Here is a 20,196-nt window from a genome sequence, read left to right as displayed (position 1 = left end):
TTCGGCGACCGCCGTGCACACCCTCCGGGAATAGCGGGGGACCCCCGGGCGCTGAGGCAGGCATGGTCTCGCGCATCGGCTTCCTCTCCTTCGGCCACTACCAGTCCGTCCCCGGGTCTCAGACCCGCTCTGCTCGCGACGTCCTCCTCCAGACGATCGAGCTCGCGGAGGCGGCGGAGGAGATCGGCATCGACGGCGCCTACGTCCGCGTGCACCACTTCGCGCCGCAGCTCGCCTCGCCGTTCCCGCTGCTGGCGGCGATCGCCGCGCGCACCCGCCGCATCGAGATCGGCACCGGGGTCATCGACATGCGCTACGAGAACCCGCTCTACATGGCGGAGGAGGCGGCCGCCACCGACCTGATCTCCGACGGCCGGCTCGAGCTCGGGGTCAGCCGGGGATCGCCCGAGACGGCCCTGCGCGGGTCCGAGGCGTTCGGCTTCGTCCCCCCGGAGGGGATGACCGACGCCGACCTCGCCCGGCAGAAGGTGCGGATCCTCCGGGAAGCGCTCGCCGGGGCGCCGGTCGCGCAGTCCGATCCTGCGATGACGCGCCAGTCGCTCCCGCTCTCGATCGAGCCGCGCTCGCCCGGCCTCGAGGACCGGATCTGGTGGGGTGCCGGCAGCTTCGCGACCGCGCGCTGGGCGGCCGAGCAGGGCATGAACCTGCAGTCGTCGACCCTGCTCCTGGAGGAGGAGGGCGTGCCCTTCGACGAGCTGCAGGCCCGCCAGATCCGCGAGTACCGCGCCGCGTGGAGCGAGGCGGGCTGGGAGCGCACCCCGCGCGTCTCCGTCTCGCGCAGCGTCCTCCCGATCACGAGCGATCTCGACCGCCTGTACTTCGGCGGCCGCGGCGAGCAGGACCAGGTCGCCACCCTCGAGGGCGTCCGCGCCCGCTTCGGCCGCAGCTACACGGGCGAGCCGGACGCCGTCGCCGCCGAGCTCGCTGCGGACGCCGCCGTGCAGGAGGCGGACACGCTGCTGCTCACCGTTCCCAACCAGCTCGGGGTCGAGTACAACGCGCGGCTCCTGCGCACTGTCGTGGAATCGATCGCTCCGGCTCTCGGCTGGTCGCCGGCAGCAGTGGGCGTCTGACACCGAGGCTCGGTCCGTGCGGGAGGGCCCTGCGGTGCAGGAGCGCCCGTCCGCTGCAGAAGCGCCGTCCGATGCAGCAGCCGCCCCGTCTCCTCGTGAGGAGCCGGGGCGTCTGCACTCTCCGCCCACAGCATCCCTCCCGCCGGCGCGAGGAGGGAGGTGCCGGAAACGACGGAACCCCCCGCCTCTCCGAGGAGAGACGAGGGGTTCCGATCAGTGTGTCCGAGGGGGGACTTGAACCCCCACGCCCTATACGGGCACTAGCACCTCAAGCTAGCGCGTCTGCCATTTCCGCCACCCGGACGAGTGTTTCCTTCGACCTGCGTTTCCGCGGCCGAAGAAGACATTAGCACGGTTCCGGAGCCTCTCACGCCACCTCCCGGCCCACCGTCCTCCGCGCGCCGTCGAGCCCGCGCCGGTACCGTTGCCCGCATGTCCGACAGCATCGACAGCGCGCCCGTGACCGACAGCACCCTCGACGAGACGGCGCTCATCGCGCGCGATCTCATCCGCTTCGACACCAGCAACTACGGCGACGGGAAGGCGGAGCCGGAGCGCCCGGCCGCGGAGTACGTCGCGGCGAAGCTGCGCGACCTCGGCCTCGAGCCCGAGCTGATCGACTCCGACCCGGGACGCACGAGCGTCGTGGCGCGGGTCGCCGGGGAGGACCGCGAGCGCGGCGCCCTCGTCGTCCACGGGCACCTCGACGTGGTGCCCGCCATCGCCGACAACTGGAGCGTCGACCCGTTCGGCGGCGAGATCAAGGACGGCATGCTCTGGGGCCGCGGCGCGGTCGACATGAAGAACATGGACGCGATGATCCTCGCCTCGCTCGGCGACATCCTCCGCGAGGGGCGGCGCCCCTCCCGCGACCTCGTCATCGCCTTCTTCGCCGACGAGGAGGCGGGCGGCGTGCGGGGATCGGGATTCCTGGCCCGTGAGAGGCCCGAGCTGTTCGCCGGAGCGACCGAGGCGATCAGCGAGGTCGGCGGCTACTCGATCGAGCTGGCCGGCAAGCGCGCCTACCTCGTGCAGACGGGCGAGAAGGCGCTGATGTGGCTGACCCTCCGCGCGCACGGCACGGCGGGGCACGGCTCGCAGATCAACTCCGAGAACGCCGTCACCCGGCTGGCGCAGGCGATCGCCCGCATCGGCAGCGAGGAGTGGCCCACGCGCCTCACCGACACCACGCGCGAGCTGCTCGACGAGGTCGCCCGCCTGCTCGGCCACGACCCCCAGCGCAGCACTCCGGAGGAGCTGGCACTCGCCACCGGCACCGCCTCGCGCTTCATCGCCGCGACGCTGCGCACCACCGCCAATCCGTCGATGCTGTCGGCCGGCTACAAGGCCAACGTCATCCCGGACACCGCGGAGGCCACCATCGACGTGCGCGTCCTCCCCGGCGAGGAGGATTCCGTGCTCGAGCGCCTGAAGGTCCTCGCGGGCGAGAACGTCGAGATCCTCGTCCAGCACCGCGACATCGGACTCGAGGTGCCCTTCGCCGGCCCCCTCGTCGAGAGCATGGCCGCCTCGATCCGCCGGTTCGATCCGGGCGCCGAGGTCCTCCCGTACCTGCTCTCCGGAGGCACCGACAACAAGGCGCTCTCGACGCTCGGCATCACCGGATACGGGTTCGCGCCGCTCCAGCTGCCGTCGACCCTGGACTTCCCGGCGCTGTTCCACGGGGTCGACGAGCGCGTTCCACTGGACGCACTAGTGTTTGGCAGGAAGGTCCTGACCGATCTCCTGCTGAGCTCCTGACGGCGCCGCGGACCGGGTCAGCACCGACCGATCCCGACCGACTGCTGGCCGACGACGCCCCAGCCCTCCTCGAAAGTGACGCATGGGCCTGCTCGACGCGCTGATCCTGGGACTCGTCCAGGGTCTGACCGAATTCCTCCCCATCTCCTCCAGCGCCCACCTCCGGATCGTCAGCGAGCTGCTGCCCGGTCTCGGCGGCCGCGACACCGGAGCCGCGTTCACCGCGATCACGCAGCTGGGCACCGAGACCGCCGTCATCATCTACTTCTGGCGCGACATCGTGCGGATCGTGTCGCACTGGGCGCGCTCCCTCGTCGGCCGGATCCCGCGCTCGGACCCGGACGCCCGCATGGGCTGGCTCATCATCCTGGGCAGCCTTCCGATCATCGTCCTCGGCCTCGTCTTCCAGGACGCGATCGAGACGACCCTCCGCTCCCTGTGGGTGGTGGCCACCACCCTCATCCTCTTCGGCATCCTGCTCGGCATCGCCGACGCGGTCGGCGCGAAGAAGCGCCGCCTGCGCGACCTGGGCGTCCGCGACGGCCTGATCTTCGGAGGCGCGCAGGCGCTCGCCCTGATCCCCGGCGTCTCGCGCTCGGGAGGCACCATCACCGCCGGCCTCTTCCTCGGGTACGAGCGCAAGGCGGCGGCGCGCTACTCCTTCCTCCTCGCGATCCCCGCGGTGTTCGGCAGCGGTCTCTACCAGCTGTACAAGAGCATCAGCGACCCGGTCGTGCTCCCGAACCAGGTCCAGGTCGGCGGGCTCGAGACCCTCGTGGCGACCATCGTCGCGTTCGTGGTCGGCTTCGTCGTGATCGCGTTCTTCATGAGCTACATCTCCCGCCGCAGCTTCCTCCCGTTCGTCGTGTACCGCATCGTGCTCGGCGTCGTCCTGATGGTCGCGCTCGCCACCGGCCTGATCGCCGCCTAGATGCGCGCCTGGACCGCCGCCGACGTCCCCGCCCTGCCCGGCCGGGGGAGCGCACCGCGCCTGCACGACACGGCGACCGCGGGCCCCGTCGAGCTCGACGCGCCCAGCGGAGTCGCGAGCCTCTACGTCTGCGGCATCACGCCCTACGACGCCACCCATCTGGGGCACGCGTCGACCTACCTCGCCTTCGACACGGTCCAGCGTGTCTGGCTCGACGCGGGCTACACGGTCGAGTACGCCCAGAACGTGACCGACGTCGACGACCCGCTGCTCGAGCGTGCGACGGCCACCGGTGTCGACTGGCGCGACCTCGCCGAGGAGCAGGTCGAGCTGTTCCGCGGCGACATGGCCGCCCTGCGCGTCCTGCCTCCGCAGCACTACGTCGGAGTCACCGAGACCGTGGATCCCATCGCGGAGGCGGTCGCCCGCCTGGAGCGCGACGGCGTCGCCTACCGCGTCGCTGCTCCGGACGCGGCGGAGGAGGGCGCGAGCGACCTCTACTACGACATCGCCGCGGCCGAGAGCGCCGTCTGGCACCTGGGCAGCGAGAGCCGGCTCGACGCGGAGTCGATGGCCCGCTTCTCGGCGCTGCGCGGGGGCGACCCGGAGCGCGCCGGCAAGCGCGACCCCCTCGATCCGCTGCTCTGGCGGGCCGAGCGCGCCGGCGAGCCCGCCTGGGACGCCGAGGTCGGCCGCGGCCGTCCGGGCTGGCACATCGAGTGCTCGGTGATCGCCCTCGACCGGCTCGGACCCGAGTTCACCCTGCAGGGCGGCGGCAGCGACCTGGTCTTCCCGCACCACGAGTTCAGCGCAGGCCACGCCGCTTCGCTGTCCGGCCGTCCTCTGGCCCGCGCCTACGCTCACGCCGGGATGGTCGCCTACCAGGGCGAGAAGATGAGCAAGTCGCTCGGGAACCTGGTGCTGGTCTCCCGTCTGCGGAGCGAGGGCGCGGACCCGCGGGCGATCCGCCTCGCGCTCCTCGCGCACCACTACCGCTCCGACTGGGAGTGGCTGCCCGAGGACCTGCCGTCGGCCGAGGCGCGCCTGGCGCGCTGGGAGTCGGCCCTCGCCGCCGTCGGACCGCGCTCGGCGCTCGAGGTGCTGGCGCAGCTGCGCGAGGCGCTGGCCGACGACCTCGGCACTCCGGCCGCCCTCGCCGTCGTCGACGCCGCACTGACCGAGGGCGTGGACGACCCGTCGCTCCTGCGCGACGCGGTCGACGCCCTGCTCGGGGTGCGCCCGGCCTGAACCCCGTCAGGCTCGAGTCCCGGACGGCTCGAGTCCCGAACGGCTCGAGTCCCGTCAGAGCGGCCCGGAGTGTCATCGGTCGGGAACAGTCCAGTGATCGACGACCGTCTCGGACGAGCGGGCGCCGGCGGAGGCTACGGCCGCCAGGGCTCCTCGCCGGAGCGGCCGTCGCCGCGCCGGCGCAGGTAGCGCTCGAACTCCTGGGCGATCGCCTCGCCGCTCGCCTCGGGCGAGTCGACGGTGTCGCGCGCCTGCTCGAGCTGGGCGATGTACGACGCCATCTCCTCGTCCTCGGCGGCGAGGGCGTCGATGCCGCGCTCCCACTCCTCCGCCTCCTCGACGAGGTCGCCGCGGGGGATCGCCAGGCCGACGACCTCCTCGAGCTTCTCGAGCAGCGCCAGCATCGCCTTGGGCGAGGGCGCGTTGTGCACGTAGTGCGGGACGGAGGCCCAGATCGAGACGGCCGGGATGCCGACCTTCTGCGCGGCCTCGCCGATCACGCTGAGGATGCCGACCGGCCCCTCGTAGCTGGAGCGCTCGAGCTCGAACGAGCTCCGCAGCTCCGCGTTCTCGCTCGAGGCGAAGATCGAGATCGGCCGGGTGTGCGGGACGTCGGCGAGCATCGCGCCGAGGAAGACGACGGCGGAGATGTCGATCGCGAGCATGGCGTCGACGACCTCGGCGGCGAAGCTCTTCCAGCTGCGCGAGGGCTCGGTGCCGATCATGAGGTACAGCGCGCTCTCGGCGTCGACCGAGGTGTCGGCCGGGCCGAAGATCTGGGTGCCGGGCCAGGCGAGGCTGCGGCGGCCGTCCTCGCCGATCGAGAGCATGGGGCGGGTGTACTGGAAGTCGTAGTACTGCTCGGCGTCGACGGCGAAGAGGGGCACGTACTCCCCGGCGTCCTTGACCAGCCGCAGCGCGCCGCTGGCGGCGTCCCCGGCGTCGTTCCAGCCCTCGAAGGCCACGACCAGGACGTTCCCCGTGATCACGTTCATAGGCAGGATCTCCGCGTTCGGCTCGATGTGCGGGGAGCGCACACCGCGCCTGTCCCTCCGTCCAGGATAGGACCGCCCCCGGCCCCGCCCGTCCCGTCCGGCGGGATCGGCCGCGCTGTTCGCTCTCGGCCCGCGGCCGGGGAGGGGCGCGGCCCTGCCGGTACCATGGTCGCTCGTGACTCCCGAGACCTCCGCCCGGCCGCTGTCCTCCGAGCCGCTCGGAGGAGCGTCCGCCCCCGCCGCCGTCCTCTGGGACATGGACGGGACGCTCGTCGACACCGAGCCGTACTGGATGGCGTCGGAGCACGCGCTCGTCTCCTCCTTCGGCGGAGTGTGGACCCACGAGGACGCGATGGGACTCGTCGGCTCGGGCCTGCCCGCCGCCGCCCGCATCCTGCAGGGCAAGGGCGTCGACCTCTCCGTCGACGCGATCATCGACCGGATGACCGACGAGGTCGTCGACCAGCTGGCCGTGAGCATCCCGTGGCGACCGGGCGCGCTCGAGCTGCTGCACGCGGTGTCCGAGGCGGGTGTGCCGCAGGCGCTGGTCACGATGTCGATCTCGCGGATGGCCGCGGCCGTCGTGGACCGGATCCCGTTCCCCGCCTTCGCCGCCGTCGTCAGCGGCGACATGGTCGAGCGCAGCAAGCCCCACCCCGAGGCGTACCTCCTCGCCGCGAGCACCCTCGGCGTCGACATCGCCGCCTGCGTCGCGATCGAGGACTCCCTCACGGGCCTCGGCGCGGCCGTCGCCTCCGGAGCCGCGGCGATCGGCGTCCCGCACCAGCTGGAGCTCGACCCCGCCGCCCCCTACGCCCTCTGGCCCACCCTCGCGGGCCGCACCGTCGCGGACCTCGCGACGGTGTCCTCCGAGCACCGCGGCTCCGGCCCGGCCACGACCGAGACGGAGGCCCGCCGATGACCGGTGAGGCACTGCAACATTCCGGACCCTTCCGCGCGGGGGACCGCGTCCAGCTGACGGGACCCAAGGGGCGGATGAACACCATCACGCTCGTTCCCGGCAAGGTGTTCCACACGCACCGGGGCGGCATCGAGCACGACACGGTGATCGGGCTGCCCGACGGCTCGGTGGTGACCAACACCGTCGGCGTCGAGCACCTCGCGCTGCGACCCCTCCTCGCCGACTTCGTGATGTCGATGCCCCGCGGCGCGGCGATCGTGTACCCGAAGGACGCGGCCCAGATCCTCGCCCTCGCCGACGTCTTCCCCGGCGCCCGCGTGGTCGAGGCCGGTGTCGGCTCCGGCGCGCTCTCGCTCTGGCTGCTGCGGGCGGTCGGTCCGACCGGCCGGCTGTCGTCGTTCGAGCGGCGCGAGGAGTTCGCGGATGTCGCACGGGCGAACATCGAGACCTTCCTCGGCTACACGCCCGACAACTGGAGCGTCACCGTCGGCGACCTCGTCGAGGCGCTGCCCGGCACGGTCCCGTCCGGCGAGGCCGACCGCGTCGTGCTCGACATGCTCGCGCCGTGGGAGTGCCTCGACGTCGCCGCCGAGGCTCTCACGCCCGGGGGAGTGCTCCTCTGCTACGTGGCCACCGTCACGCAGCTCTCGCGGACGGCGGAGGCGATCCGCGCCTCGGGCCTGTTCACGAACCCGTCGTCGAACGAGACCATGGTCCGCGGCTGGCACGTCGAGGGCCTCGCGGTCCGGCCGGACCACCGGATGATCGGCCACACCGGCTTCCTCATCACCGCTCGCCGGCTCGCTCCGGACACCGTGCTCCCCGAGCTCAAGCGGCGCCCGTCGAAGACGGACTTCAGCGACGAGGACGTGGAGGCCTGGACCCCCGGCGCGCTCGGCGAGCGCGCCGTGAGCCCCAAGAGCCTGCGCAAGCGGGTCCGCGAGTCCGCCACCAGCGCCGAGCTCTCCCGGGCCCGCGGGTTCGGCGAGGAGACCGCGGAGCCCGACGACGAGGGCATCCTCTAAGCTGTTCCCGGCCTCCGGGCCGTCTCCACCCCGGGCGTCACCGCTCCCCTTCTCTCGAATCGAGGACCCGTGCGCAGGACCACCGCGCTCATCGCCGGCATCGGCATCGTCGCCGCTCTCACCGGATGCACCGCGTCCTCCTCGCAGGCGGACTGCGACGCTCCGTTCTCCTCCGGCGACTCCTCGGCGGCGGTCAGCGCCACGGGCGACTTCGGAGCGAAGCCGGACGTCAGCGTCCCGACGCCGCTGAAGGCGGACGGCACGCAGGTCAGCACCCTCATCGAGGGCTCGGGCGCACCCCTCGAGAAGGGCCAGCTCGTCACCATCGACTACACCCTGGTCAACGGAGCGGACGGCACGGTCCTCGAGACCTCGCCCTACGACGGGTCGAGCACCGCCCGCTTCGGCGTCGGCGGAGCCGGGCTCGTCGGCCTGAACGAGGGCCTCCTCTGCACGCAGGTCGGCTCGCGCGTCGCCATCGCGATCGCCCCCGAGGACGGCTTCGGCCAGTCCTCGTCGCAGCTCGGCATCTCGGAGGACGACACGCTCGTGCTCGTCGCGGACGTCCGCGAGGCCTCGCTGGCCCGCGCGAACGGCGCCGTCCAGCCCGCGCCCGACGGCTTCCCGACGGTGACGCTCGGCGACGACGGACGCCCGGGGCTCGCGATGCCCTCGGGCGACGCGCCGTCCGACCTCCGCATCGCCCAGCTCAAGAAGGGCGACGGCGACGTCGTCGCCGAGGGCGACCAGGTCGTCGTGGCCTACACCGGCTGGCAGTGGAGCGACGGGAAGGTGTTCGATTCCAGCTGGGAGAAGGGCGCTCCCGCCGTCTTCACGGCCGCCGACGGCTCGACCACGCAGGGCGGAGTCATCGCCGGATTCGCCGACGCCCTCATCGGCCAGCCCGTCGGATCCCAGGTCATCGCGGTCATCCCGCCCGACCAGGGCTACGGCGACCAGGGCTCCCCCCAGGGCGGGATCCCCGGCGGCGCGACGCTGATCTTCGTCGCCGACATCCTCGGAAAGGTCTGACCGGGCCCGGCCCTAGACTGGAGGGCGTGCCTTCCGACGCCCCGTCCTCGAGCCGCGTCCCGGCCGAGGAGCGTCTGTTCAACCTCGTGCTCGCGCTCGTCGCGGCCAAGAACGGACTGACGAAGGCCGATGTCCTCTCCACGGTGCAGGGCTACCGGCAGCGGGTCGGCCGAGGCGACCGGACCTCGCTCGAGCGCCAGTTCGAGCGCGACAAGGACGACCTGCGCGAGCTCGGCATCCCGATCGAGACGGTCGACGCCCCGGGCGACCCGGGCAACACCCAGACCGTCCGGTACCGCATCGCGAAGCGCAGCTACGACCTCCCGGCCGACCTGACCTTCGATCCGGAGGAGCTCGCGTTGCTCCGCCTGGCCGGGGCGGTCTGGCGCGAGGGGACGCTCTCGGCGGAGTCGCGGCGCGCGCTGATCAAGCTGCGCTCGATCGGGGTCGAGTCCGTCGACCCCGTCATCGGCATCAGCCCCTCGATCCGGGTCCGCGAGGCTTCGTTCGAGCCGCTCAACGCCGCGCTCGACCGCGGCCAGGTCGTCCACTTCCCCTATCTGAAGCCCGGCGGCGAGGAGCCGCGCGTGCGCACCGTGCAGCCCCGCGCCCTGGTGAACCACCAGGGGCGCTGGCACCTCCACGGCTGGGACGAGGGCGCCGAGGGCACGCGGACATTCCTCCTGTCGCGGATCGTCGGGCCGGTCGCGTCCACCGGCCGCACCGCGCCTCCCGCGGAGGGGGACCACGCGGCGACCGCTCTCGCCCAGCTCGACGAGATCCTGCAGCGCAACAGCGCGCTCCTGCGCGTCGCCCCCGACTCCGACGCCGCCCTCCGTCTCGGCGGGCGTGCCGAGGCCGAGGGCGAGGGCCAGGGCCTGCTGCGCCTGCACTACACCGACCCGGACGTGCTCGCGGACGAGCTCGCCGGTCACGGTCCCGAGGTGCGGGTGCTCGAGCCGGAGGAGCTCCGCCGCCGCGTCCTCGACCGCCTCCGCCGCACCCTGGACGACCATGGAGGGGATCCCCGTGGCTAGACCCCGCTCCCTGCAGGCGCGCGACCGCCTGGCCGTCCTCCTCTCCCTCGTTCCCTATCTGCTCGACCGGGGTCGCGTCTCCGTCGCCGAGGTCGCCGCGCACTTCGAGATCCCGGAGGAGGAGGTGCGCCGCGCGGTGCGCCTCATCGCCGTCTCGGGCATCCCCGGCGAGACCGCGCAGTACCAGGCGAACGACCTCTTCGACATCGGCTGGGACGACTTCGAGGAGAACGACCACGTCGTCCTCACCCACCAGGTCGCGATCGACGACTCGCCGAGGTTCTCGGCGCGGGAGGCCGCCGCCCTCATCGCCGGCATGCAGTACCTCGCAGCGCTGCCCGAGAACCAGGGCAACGACCGGATCGCCTCGCTGATGGGGAAGCTCGCGCGCGGCGCCTCCTCGGCCCCGAGCGCGGTGGCGGTCTCGCGCGGCACGGGCGCGGACAGCGCTGTGGCGCTCCTGCGGACAGCGATGGGCTCGGCGACGCAGGTCGCTTTCGACTACCGCAGCGCCCGCGGCGAGACCGAGTCCCGGCTCGTCGACCCCTTCGTGCTCGAATCGGTCGACCGGGACTGGTACCTGCGCGGATGGGACCACCTCCGCGAGGGCGTCAGGACGTTCCGGGTCGACAGGATGCGCTCCCTCCGCGACACGGGGACGCCGATCGTCCGGCGCCGCAACGAGGTGACCCTCTCGGAACGGCTCTTCGAGGCCTCCGCCTCGGATCTCGTCGTGGACCTGCGCGTCGCCCCCAGCGCCGTCGTGCTGCTGGGCGACTACGCGGCCGACGCCGAGTTCCCCGATCCCGTGCCGGGGGAGGAGGACCACGGTGTCCTCGTCCGTCTCCGCGTCGCCCATCTGGAGGGACTGACGCGCCTGGTGGCGTCGTTGGCGGGTCTCGTCACCGTGGTGGCACCCCCCGAGGCGCGCACCGCGGTCGCGCACTGGGCGGCCTCCGCGCTCGCCGCGAACGAGGGGGAACCGTCGTGACCTGGTGGTCGTGGATCCTGATCTGGCTCGGCCTCGCGCTGGGGGCTCTGACGATGCTGGTCCTCTTCGCCCTCTCCTACTGGCGCAAGGGGAAGGTGCTCCTCGGACAGCTGTCCGAGGTCACCGCGAAACTCGAGACACTGAGTCCTGGAGTGACGGACGACCTGCCGCCCCGGCCGCCCTCGTCGCTGTTCGCCGATCGCGACGACGTGAGGCGTGCGCATGAGGGCCGGCGTGACGCACGTCGCGACAGGATCGATCTCCGCCGGTCAGGACGGGTCGAACGGGGTAAGCTCCTCGTACACCGCAACCGACAAGTGAAGTGAGTCTGCAATGTTCGCTGGCCTCCAGGGGTGGCACCTCCTCATCATCCTCGCCGTGATCCTCCTCCTGTTCGGTGCGCCCAAGCTCCCGCAGCTGGCCCGCAGTGTCGGGCAGTCGATGCGGATCTTCAAGAGCGAGGTCAAGACCATGAAGGACGAGGACGGCACCGAGCGCCGTGAGTCGACCGAGGGGACCACCGGCACCGTCGCCGGATCCACCGGCACGACCACCGGCACCGGCACCACCACGCCGCCCGAGTCCCCGCTCAAGTAATGACGTCCGTGGCACCGAAGAAGCCACGGACGAAGCGGACGAAGAACCCCGACGGGCGCATGTCGCTCGGGGCGCACCTCGTCGAGCTTCGCAACAGGCTCTTCAAGTCGGCGATCGCGATCGTCATCGCGTGCGTCGCGGGGTGGTTCGTCTCGGAGTGGGTCTTCGAGGCCCTCAAGGCTCCGATCTCCGAGGTGGCCTCCACCCAGGGCAAGGAGGCGATCCTCAACTTCCCGACGATCGCCGGTGCCTTCGACCTGCGGCTGCAGATCGCCATCACGGTGGGCATCGTCCTGGCGAGCCCGGTCTGGCTCTACCAGATCTGGGCGTTCCTCGTCCCGGGCCTGACCCGCAAGGAGATGCGGTACGGCCTCGGCTTCATCCTCACCGCCATCCCGCTGTTCTTCGCGGGCTGTGCGGCCGGCTGGTTCGTGTTCCCGCACATCGTGGAGCTCCTGACGAGCTTCACCGGCAGCAACGCGGCGAGCTTCCTCGACGCCAAGATCTACTACGAGTTCGTTCTCAAGCTCGTGCTGGTCGTCGGCATCGCCTTCGTGCTGCCCGTCTTCCTGGTGCTCCTCAACTTCCTCGGCATCCTCCCCGGCATGCTGATCCTCAAGTCGTGGCGCATCGCGATCATGGCGATCGTGCTCTTCACGGCGATCGCGACCCCCGCGGCCGACCCGATCTCGATGTTCCTCCTGGCCATCCCGATCATCTTCCTGTTCTTCCTCGCCTGCGGGATCGCGATCCTGCACGACCGGCGCGCCGCCAAGCGCCAGCTGGTGTTCGACGGCAGCCCCTCCGACCTGCCCGCGTGACCGGACCGTCTCCCGCCGAGCGGTTCGCCGCGTTCCGGACGCGCCAGGGCCACGCGAGGGTCGAGGCGTTCCGCTCGACCCTCGCGTTCGACCTCGACCCCTTCCAGTACGAGGCCTGCAGCGCGCTCGACGACGGCCACAGCGTCCTCGTCGCCGCGCCCACCGGTGCCGGCAAGACCGCGGTGGCCGAGTTCGCGATCCACCTGGCCATGCAGGACCCGACGGCCAAGGTCTTCTACACGACGCCGATGAAGGCGCTGAGCAACCAGAAGTTCCAGGAGTTCGTCGAGGACTACGGAGCCTCCGAGGTCGGCCTGCTGACCGGCGACTCCAACGTCAACGCGCGCGCCCGCATCGTCGTGATGACGACCGAGGTGCTGCGCAACATGCTGTACGCCGACTCGGACCTCCTGCGCGACCTCGCCTACGTCGTGATGGACGAGGTGCACTACCTCGCCGACCGCTTCCGCGGCGCCGTCTGGGAGGAGGTCATCATCCACCTCCCGCAGCGCGTGCGGCTGGTCTCGCTCAGCGCGACCGTGTCGAACGCCGAGGAGTTCGGCGACTGGCTCCAGACCGTCCGGGGCGAGACCGAGGTCATCGTCTCCGAGGAGCGCCCCGTCCCGCTCGACCAGCACGTCCTGGTGGGCGGCAAGCTGGTCGACCTCTTCGACTCCTCCGGTCGGGCGGCGACGAACCGGGTGAACCCCGAGCTCGCCCGCATGGCCCAGGGCGGCTCCCGGGTCGAGCGCGGCGGCAGGGGCGGCCGCAACGGCCGAGGCGGTCGCGGCCGCTACCCGGAGCAGCGCAGCGAGGAGCTCGTGCTGCGCTCGGAGGTCGTCGAGATCCTCCGCGGCAAGAACCTCCTCCCCGCGATCTTCTTCGTCTTCAGCCGTGCGGGCTGCGACCAGGCCGTGCGCCAGGTGCTGCGGTCGGGCGTGCGCCTCACCGAGCGCCACGAGCGCGACGAGATCCGCGCGATCGTCGAGGAGCGGTGCCGGACGATCCGCGACGAGGACCTCGCGGTGCTCGGCTACTGGGAGTGGCTCGACGGACTCCAGCGGGGCGTCGCCGCGCACCACGCCGGGATGCTCCCCGCCTTCAAGGAGGTCGTCGAGGAGCTGTTCCTGCGCCGGCTCGTGCGGGTGGTCTTCGCGACCGAGACGCTCGCGCTCGGCATCAACATGCCGGCCCGCACGGTCGTCCTCGAGAAGCTCGAGAAGTTCAACGGCGAGGCGCGCGTCCCGATCACACCGGGGGAGTACACCCAGCTCACCGGCCGGGCGGGCCGACGCGGCATCGACGTCGAGGGCCACTCGGTGATCCAGTGGCGCGGCGGGATGGACCCTCAGGCGGTCGCGTCCCTCGCCTCCCGGCGGACCTACCCGCTCAACTCCAGCTTCCGCCCCAGCTACAACATGGCCGCGAACCTGATCGAGCAGTTCGGGCGGGTGCGCACGCGCGAGATCCTCGAGTCGTCGTTCGCGCAGTTCCAGGCCGACCGGTCCGTCGTCGATCTCGCCCGCCGGGTCCGCCAGCAGGAGGAGTCGATGGCGGGCTACGTCACGGCGATGCAGTGCCACCTGGGCGACTTCGAGCAGTACGCGGCGATCCGCCGCGAGATCGGCGACCTCGAGCGCCGGGGCGCGGTGCGCGGCGAGTCCGCGTCCCACGCCGAGCGCGAGAAGCGCCAGGGACAGCTCACGAGCCTGCGGCGCCGGATGAAGGCGCACCCGTGCCACGCCTGCTCCGACCGCGAGCAGCACGCGCGCTGGGCCGAGCGCTGGTGGAAGCTGCGCCGCGAGACCGACGAGATCGAGCGCCAGATCCGCTCGCGCACCGGCGCCGTCGCCCGCATCTTTGACCACATCACGGACGTGCTGCTCGAGCTCGGCTACTTCCGCCGGGACGAGGTCGGCGAGCTCTCGCTGACGCCCAACGGTCGCACGCTCCGCCGGATCTACGGGGAGCGGGACCTGCTCGTCGCCGAGTGCCTCCGGAAGCAGGCGTGGACGGAGCTCGATCCGGCCGGCCTCGCGGCGATGGCGTGCTGCCTGGTCTTCGAGCCGCGACGCGAGGAGGGGACGCTCGGCGAGCAGTTCCTGCCCCGCGGCGCGTTCCCCGAGGCGCTGGAGAAGACCCAGCTGCTGTGGGCCCGGCTCGACGACGTCGAGCGGGAGCACCGCCTGCCGGGCAGCAACCCGATCTCGACGAGCCTGGCGCTGTCGATGAACATGTGGGCCAAGGGCATGCCGCTCGACATGGTGCTCCGCGAGTCCGACATGGCCGCCGGCGACTTCGTGCGCTGGGCGAAGCAGACCATCGACCTCCTCGATCAGCTCTCCGTCGTCGCCGAGGGCAAGGTCGGCCGCGCGGCCCGGACCGCCCTCGACCTGGTCCGCCGCGGCATCGTCGCGTACTCGACCGTCGCATGACGCCGGTCGCTCCTCCGCCCGACGGGCGGACCGTTCCGCTGTGGGTGGCGCTGCCCCTCGCCGCCCTCGGCGGCGCCGTGCTCGACCGCGGCTTCCCCGACTCCGATGTCTGGCCGCTGGCGATCGTGGGCGCCGCGGCGATCCTGTTCGCGCTGGCGGGGCGCGGCTTCTGGAGCGGAAGCCTCGTCGGCCTCGTCGGCGGAGCGGTCTTCTGGGGCGTCCACATCGAGTGGCTGACCCTCTACCTCGGTCCGGTCCCGTGGGCGGCCCTCGCCGGCCTGCAGGCGATCTTCTTCGCGCTCTCCGCGGGGCTGATGGCGGTCGTCTCCACGCGCGGCCACCGCGTCTGGACGGGACCGCTCGGCCGGATGGTCGGCCTCCCCGCCCTCGTGGCGGCGCTCTGGATCGGGCGCGAGTCGATCACCAGCGTCTGGCCCTACGGCGGCTTCGCCTGGGGCCGCCTCGCGATCTCGCAGTCCCTCGGCCCGCTCGCCGGTCTCGCGGCGTGGATCGGCTTCGCCGGCCTCGGCTTCGTGGTGGCGTTCCTCGCGGCCGTGCTCGCGCAGGCCGTCCGCGAGATGTCCGTCCCGGCCTCCTCTCGCGTCAGCGCTCTCGCGGGCTTCGCGATCGTGGCGCTGGTGTTCCCCGCCTGGCCGGCACCGACGGAGGGCACGACCCGGATCGCCGCCGTCCAGGGCGACTCCGATGCGGGCCTGTTCTCACAGAGCTACCGCGGGCAGATCCTCGAGGACCACACCTCGGCGACGCTGCCGATCCTCGACCAGGACGTCGACATGGTGGTGTGGCCCGAGAACGGCGTCGACATCGATCCGACCCGGAACGCCCAGTCGGCCGCCGTCCTCGACTACCTCAGCCGGACGATGGACGCGCCGTTCGTCGTGGGCACGATCACGAACCCCTCGGACGACGTCTTCTACAACAGCTCGCTGCTCTGGAAGGCGGGGGAGGGGGCGACGCAGGTCTACGACAAGGTGCATCCCGTCCCGTTCGCCGAGTACATGCCGGACCGGGCGTTCTGGCGGATGTTCGCTCCGGACCTGGTCGACCTGGTGAGCCGCGACTACTCGATCGGCACCCGTCCCAACGTCTTCGACGTGAACGGCGTCCTCGCAGGCATCGCGATCTGCTTCGACATCTCGGACGACGCGCTGACGAACGCGATGGTCGACGGGGGAGCCCAGGTCATCCTCGGGCAGACCAACAACGCCGACTTCGGCCGGACCGACGAGAGCGTCCAGCAGCTCGCCATCGCTCGCCTGCGGGCCATCGAGACCGGGCGCAGCGTGGTCAACATCTCGACCGTCGGGACGAGTGCGATCATCGGGCCGGACGGCGCGACGATCGACTCCCTGACATGGTTCGAGCCGGGTGCCATGGTGGACGAGGTCCCCCTCAGCTCCACCACGACCCCGGCTCTGGTGTGGGCGCGAGACCTCGGCTGGTACTTCCTGGCCGCCGGTCTCATCGGCATGGTCTCGTTCGTCCTCAGGACGCGCGAGCCGCGACGCCGTTACCGCTGACCGGCGCTACGCGCCGATCTTGTGCTCGCCGCGCCTGGCGCGCAGATAGGCGAGCCGCTCCTCGAGCAGCTCCTCCAGCTCCGCGCGGGTCCGACGCTCGAGCAGCATGTCCCAGTGGGTGCGCGGAGCCTTCTGCTCGCCCTTGTCCACGACGACCGGCTTCGAGTCCACCATCAGAGTGGCCTCGTGACCGCAGGAGCGGCACTCCCAGGACTCCGGTGCTTCCGCGTCGGCCGAGAACACCATGTCGGTGTCGTGGCCGCAGTTCGCGCAGTGGTACTCGTACGTCGATCGCGGGGAGAAGACGACGCCTTCTTCGCTCTGCAGGCTCTGGGATCCGAGCCGCATTCCTCGCAAGCTTCGATCTGCCATTGTGTGGTCTCCTCTCGCTGTGCTTCCCCAGTGTCAACGTCGTACCTGGAGGTGGTCTTCCCGTCCCTGCCATTGCCAGAGAATCCTCAGGTCGGAGGCGTATTCCGCGGCTCCTGAGGGCGTGGCCGACGGGCGCTGAGGAAGGCGTCGACGGCCGCTCGGGCGAGGTCGGTGCGGTCGGTCACGAGCCCGTCGATCCCGAGCGCGAGGAGCTGCTCCATCCGCTCCGGATCGTCGATGGTCCAGAGGTGGATCTCGCAGCCGGTCACCCGCAGCCGGGCGAGGATCCGCGGCTCGGCGACGCGGAGGCCGAGCGCGCGCTCGGGCACCTGGAGCGCGTCGATGCCGCGGAGAGCGAGACGCACGGGGAGGGCGGCGCCGAGGTGGGCGGCGACCAGGGCGACGACGAAGCGGACCGCCGACGCCGAGGTCGCGGCGCCGGGAAGACGGCGGAGGGCCGCTGCTCGACGGATCTCGGAGAACGAGGTGATCAGGACGCGCTCCGCGGCGGCGGCGCCGGACACCGCCGCGACGACCGGGTCGATCGCGTCCCGCGACTTCACGTCGATGTTGAAGCGCGCGCGGGGGAGTGCGGCGAGGGCCTGCTCGAGAGAGGCGAGCCGGGCGCCGCCCGCCAGTCGGAGGTCGGCGAGCTCCTCCCACCTGGTGGCGGCGACGACGTGGCGGCGGCCGGAGCGGTCGATCACCTCGGCGTCGTGGACGAGCACGGCGACCCCGTCGAGGGAGGCGCGCGCGTCCGTCTCGAGGAGGTCCGCACCCGCGGCGAGGGCGCGTTCGAAGGCGGCGAGCGTGTTGCCCTCGGCCTGCGGGCCGAACCCGCGATGCGCGATCACCCGGGGGGTCGGCCCGCTCAGGGCGAGGGGTCGCTCAGGGGTGCGCATCGCGGACCGGGTCCGTGGCTAGACGGCCGGCGGCGGGGGAGTGGGCGCGGAGTCCGGGGTTCCGTCGGTCGTCGCGGCCGCCAAGGGGGCGGACGTATCGGATCCGGGCACGACAGGCGTGGAGCCGACGGACCCGGATGCGGCAGGCGCGGAAGCCGCAGGCGCCGACGTGGGTGCCGCGTCCTGCGGGCGGACCGCCGGGGCGGACTGGCCGCGCTGGCCGAGCGCGCCTCCGATGCCCTTCAGCGCCTCGGTGAGCTCGCTCGGGATGACCCAGAGCTTGTTCGCGCTGCCCTCGGCGATCTTGGGGAGTGTCTGGAGGTACTGGTACGCGAGGAGCTCGCTGTCGGGGCGGCCCTCGTGGATGGCGTGGAAGACGGTGGTGATCGCCTTGGCCTCACCCTCGGCCCGCAGGACCGCCGCCTTCGCCTGGCCCTCCGCCGCGAGGATCGCGGCCTGGCGCTGACCCTCGGCGTTCAGGATCTGGGACTGCTTGGTGCCCTCGGCGGTGAGGATCACGGCTCGACGGTCGCGCTCGGCGCGCATCTGCTTCTCCATCGAGTCCTGGATGGAGAGGGGCGGGTCGATGGCCTTGAGCTCCACGCGTCCGACGCGGATGCCCCACTTGCCGGTGGCCTCGTCGAGGACGATGCGCAGCTGCCCGTTGATGTTGTCGCGGGAGGTCAGCGCCTCCTCGAGGTTCAGGCCGCCGACGACGTTGCGGAGCGTGGTGGTGGTCAGCTGCTCGACCGCGCCGAGGTAGTTGGCGATCTCGTAGGTCGCCGCGCGGGCGTCCGTCACCTGGAAGTAGACGACCGTGTCGATCGAGACGACGAGGTTGTCCTCCGTGATCACGGGCTGGGGCGGGAACGAGACGACCTGCTCGCGCAGATCGATCAGCGGGCGGACCCGGTCGATGAACGGCACGACGAGATTGAGGCCCGGCAGCAGGGTCTTGTGGTACTTGCCGAGGCGCTCCACGACCCCGGCGGTGGCCTGGGGGATGATGCGGACCGCTCGGAAGAGGACGACCAGGGCGAAGAGGACGACGGCGGCGACGACGACGATCGTCACGACGGAGGACGGTGTCACGGTGTGCTCCTTTCGGCGGGGACGACGACCGCGGTCGCGCCCTCGATGGCGGTGACGACGACTCTCTCGCCGACTCCGAGTGTGCGGTCCTCGACGAGCGGGGACAGGCGGACGGTCCAGGTCTCGCCGTTGGCGAGCTTGACCTGGCCGGCTCCGGGACCGGCGAGGACGACGCTGCCGGAGAGCCCGAGGAGAGCGTCTGCTCCGCTGGGGGTGGGATCGCCGCCCCGCTTCAGCAGCCGCAGCAGCGGCGGACGGACGGTGAACAGCAGGAGGGCGGCGAGGACGGCCGCGACGGGGACCTGGACCCAGAAGGGAGCCCCGACCAGCCCGGTCAGCAGTCCGCCTATGCTGCCGACGGCGAGCATCAGGAACGTGAACTCGAGAGTGATCATCTCGACGATCACGAAGATGAGGATCAGCGCGAGCCAGAGGATCCACGCGTACTGGGTGACAGCGTCCATGCTGTGTGCTCCTTCCCCTCGACGAGCATTCCCAGGCTATCAACGCCCCCCGGACGAGGGCTGGGAGAGGGGGTGCGCCGACGATCTCGAGGCCCTTGGTAGACTCCTCCGTCGGGCCGTGGCCCGTCATCGTGCCCGATCCGGTCTCCGAGCCGGCGTTCTGGAGGAATACCCGTGTCCAATCCCCTCGCCCCCGGCTCCTTCGACGGCAAGCGCGCTCTCGTCACCGGGTCGTCCCGCGGCATCGGCGCCGACACGGTCCGCTACCTGGCCGAGGCCGGAGCCCGCGTCGTCGTCAACTACCGCTCGAAGGCGCCGCGCGCCGACAAGCTCGTCGCGCAGATCGTCGAGGCCGGCGGCACCGCCATCGCCGTCGGCGCCGATCTCACCGACGCCGACTCGCGCGCCGAGCTCTTCTCCCGCATCGAGAAGGAGTACGGAGGACTGGACGTGCTCGTCCTGAACGCCTCCGGCGGCATGGAGAGCAACATGGGGGAGGACTACGCGATGGTCCTCAACCGCGACTCGCAGGTCGCCGTGCTCGACGCGGCGCTGCCGCTGCTCTCCGAGGGCTCCCGTGTCGTGTTCGTCACGAGCCACCAGGCGCACTTCATCCGGACCACGCCCACGATGCCCGAGTACGAGCCCGTCGCGCTCTCCAAGCGCGCCGGCGAGGACGCCCTGCGCGAGCGGATCGGTGAGCTCGCCGAGCGCGGGATCGAGTTCATCGTCGTCTCGGGCGACATGATCGAGGGCACCATCACCGCGACCCTGCTGGAGCGCGCGAACCCGGGCGCGATCAGCTCGCGTCGCGAGTCGGCCGGCAAGCTCTACAACGTGCAGGAGTTCGCGGCCGAGGTCGCTCTGGCGGCCGTCGAGCCGATCCCCGCGGACAACACCCGCCTCGTCGGCGACATCTCCGACTTCGCCTGATCG

Annotated in this window: 20 protein-coding genes and 1 tRNA gene; 15 read left to right on the top strand and 6 right to left on the bottom strand. The window is 71.8% G+C overall.

Features of this window, described 5'->3' with window-relative positions:
• The first annotated feature begins 62 nt into the window (after nt 1-62).
• On the top strand, nt 63-1,094 hold the full coding sequence (locus tag C5B93_RS06895) for an LLM class flavin-dependent oxidoreductase (protein ID WP_104232608.1): 1,032 nt from the start codon (nt 63-65) through the stop codon (nt 1,092-1,094).
• Nucleotides 1,095-1,313: 219 nt separating this feature from the next.
• Here C5B93_RS06895 and C5B93_RS06890 read toward each other — a convergent pair.
• Nucleotides 1,314-1,398 (bottom strand) — tRNA-Leu (locus tag C5B93_RS06890).
• A 128-nt stretch (nt 1,399-1,526) separates the two neighbouring features.
• Between C5B93_RS06890 and C5B93_RS06885 the strand changes: the two genes are divergently transcribed.
• The 3 genes from C5B93_RS06885 (at nt 1,527) to mshC (ending at nt 5,034) form a co-directional block, all read left to right on the top strand.
• Nucleotides 1,527-2,855, top strand: a complete 1,329-nt coding sequence (locus C5B93_RS06885; protein WP_181067716.1) for a M20/M25/M40 family metallo-hydrolase — start codon at nt 1,527-1,529, stop codon at nt 2,853-2,855.
• An 82-nt stretch (nt 2,856-2,937) separates the two neighbouring features.
• On the top strand, nt 2,938-3,786 hold the full coding sequence (locus C5B93_RS06880; protein WP_104222008.1) for an undecaprenyl-diphosphate phosphatase: 849 nt from the start codon (nt 2,938-2,940) through the stop codon (nt 3,784-3,786).
• Complete coding sequence (mshC, locus tag C5B93_RS06875; protein WP_104222010.1) at nt 3,787-5,034, top strand: cysteine--1-D-myo-inosityl 2-amino-2-deoxy-alpha-D-glucopyranoside ligase; 1,248 nt, start codon at nt 3,787-3,789, stop codon at nt 5,032-5,034.
• Between the two features lie 134 nt (nt 5,035-5,168).
• On the opposite strand, the gene C5B93_RS06870 is transcribed toward mshC, so the two are convergent.
• Entirely contained in the window at nt 5,169-6,029 is an 861-nt protein-coding gene (locus C5B93_RS06870) for a proteasome assembly chaperone family protein (protein ID WP_104222142.1), read from the bottom strand.
• A 175-nt stretch (nt 6,030-6,204) separates the two neighbouring features.
• On the opposite strand from C5B93_RS06870, the gene C5B93_RS06865 reads away from it, so the two are divergent.
• From C5B93_RS06865 to lnt, 10 genes are all read left to right on the top strand, one after another.
• Complete coding sequence (locus C5B93_RS06865) at nt 6,205-6,951, top strand: HAD family phosphatase (protein ID WP_258059822.1); 747 nt, start codon at nt 6,205-6,207, stop codon at nt 6,949-6,951.
• The gene (locus C5B93_RS06860; protein WP_104222012.1) at nt 6,948-7,976 is read left to right on the top strand and encodes a tRNA (adenine-N1)-methyltransferase; all 1,029 of its coding nucleotides are present in this window, start codon (nt 6,948-6,950) and stop codon (nt 7,974-7,976) included. Before C5B93_RS06865 ends, C5B93_RS06860 begins: the two co-directional genes overlap by 4 nt.
• A 69-nt stretch (nt 7,977-8,045) precedes the next feature.
• Entirely contained in the window at nt 8,046-9,008 is a 963-nt protein-coding gene (locus C5B93_RS06855) for an FKBP-type peptidyl-prolyl cis-trans isomerase (RefSeq protein WP_104292096.1), read from the top strand.
• Between the two features lie 26 nt (nt 9,009-9,034).
• Entirely contained in the window at nt 9,035-10,045 is a 1,011-nt protein-coding gene (locus C5B93_RS06850) for a YafY family protein (protein WP_104292095.1), read from the top strand.
• A complete protein-coding gene (locus C5B93_RS06845; RefSeq protein WP_104283651.1) occupies nt 10,038-11,036 on the top strand; it encodes a YafY family protein in 999 nt (332 codons plus the stop codon). Before C5B93_RS06850 ends, C5B93_RS06845 begins: the two co-directional genes overlap by 8 nt.
• Entirely contained in the window at nt 11,033-11,362 is a 330-nt protein-coding gene (locus C5B93_RS06840; RefSeq protein WP_104292094.1) for a hypothetical protein, read from the top strand. The genes C5B93_RS06845 and C5B93_RS06840 overlap by 4 nt, the downstream gene beginning before the upstream one ends.
• 7 nt (nt 11,363-11,369) lie before the next feature.
• Nucleotides 11,370-11,633, top strand: coding sequence for a Sec-independent protein translocase subunit TatA (gene tatA / locus C5B93_RS06835; RefSeq protein WP_104222022.1), 264 nt, complete (start codon nt 11,370-11,372; stop codon nt 11,631-11,633).
• Complete coding sequence (tatC, locus tag C5B93_RS06830) at nt 11,633-12,454, top strand: twin-arginine translocase subunit TatC (protein ID WP_374952911.1); 822 nt, start codon at nt 11,633-11,635, stop codon at nt 12,452-12,454. The genes tatA and tatC overlap by 1 nt, the downstream gene beginning before the upstream one ends.
• The gene (locus C5B93_RS06825; RefSeq protein ID WP_104292093.1) at nt 12,451-14,889 is read left to right on the top strand and encodes an RNA helicase; all 2,439 of its coding nucleotides are present in this window, start codon (nt 12,451-12,453) and stop codon (nt 14,887-14,889) included. The genes tatC and C5B93_RS06825 overlap by 4 nt, the downstream gene beginning before the upstream one ends.
• Complete coding sequence (lnt, locus tag C5B93_RS06820) at nt 14,886-16,430, top strand: apolipoprotein N-acyltransferase (protein WP_104292092.1); 1,545 nt, start codon at nt 14,886-14,888, stop codon at nt 16,428-16,430. The genes C5B93_RS06825 and lnt overlap by 4 nt, the downstream gene beginning before the upstream one ends.
• A gap of 6 nt (nt 16,431-16,436) precedes the next feature.
• Here lnt and C5B93_RS06815 read toward each other — a convergent pair whose 3' ends face one another.
• From C5B93_RS06815 to C5B93_RS06800, 4 genes are all read right to left on the bottom strand, one after another.
• Nucleotides 16,437-16,802, bottom strand: a complete 366-nt coding sequence (locus C5B93_RS06815; protein ID WP_104292091.1) for an RNA polymerase-binding protein RbpA — start codon at nt 16,800-16,802, stop codon at nt 16,437-16,439.
• An 86-nt stretch (nt 16,803-16,888) separates the two neighbouring features.
• Nucleotides 16,889-17,704 carry a glycerophosphodiester phosphodiesterase family protein gene (locus tag C5B93_RS06810; protein ID WP_104267343.1) on the bottom strand — a complete coding sequence of 272 codons (816 nt, stop codon included), beginning with the start codon at nt 17,702-17,704 and terminating at the stop codon, nt 16,889-16,891.
• 18 nt (nt 17,705-17,722) lie between these two features.
• The gene (locus C5B93_RS06805; RefSeq protein ID WP_374953135.1) at nt 17,723-18,778 is read right to left on the bottom strand and encodes an SPFH domain-containing protein; all 1,056 of its coding nucleotides are present in this window, start codon (nt 18,776-18,778) and stop codon (nt 17,723-17,725) included.
• A 14-nt stretch (nt 18,779-18,792) separates the two neighbouring features.
• Nucleotides 18,793-19,260, bottom strand: a complete 468-nt coding sequence (locus C5B93_RS06800; protein ID WP_104222034.1) for an NfeD family protein — start codon at nt 19,258-19,260, stop codon at nt 18,793-18,795.
• A gap of 174 nt (nt 19,261-19,434) precedes the next feature.
• Here C5B93_RS06800 and C5B93_RS06795 point away from each other — a divergent pair, with 174 nt between their 5' ends.
• Complete coding sequence (locus tag C5B93_RS06795; protein ID WP_104292090.1) at nt 19,435-20,193, top strand: SDR family oxidoreductase; 759 nt, start codon at nt 19,435-19,437, stop codon at nt 20,191-20,193.
• Nucleotides 20,194-20,196: the final 3 nt, after the last annotated feature.

It is taken from the genome of Rathayibacter sp. AY1A2, assembly GCF_002930935.1.
Classification (GTDB): domain Bacteria; phylum Actinomycetota; class Actinomycetes; order Actinomycetales; family Microbacteriaceae; genus Rathayibacter.
The sequence above is the reverse complement of the archived record's forward strand: the minus strand, read 5'-3'. Positions and strand labels throughout refer to the sequence as shown.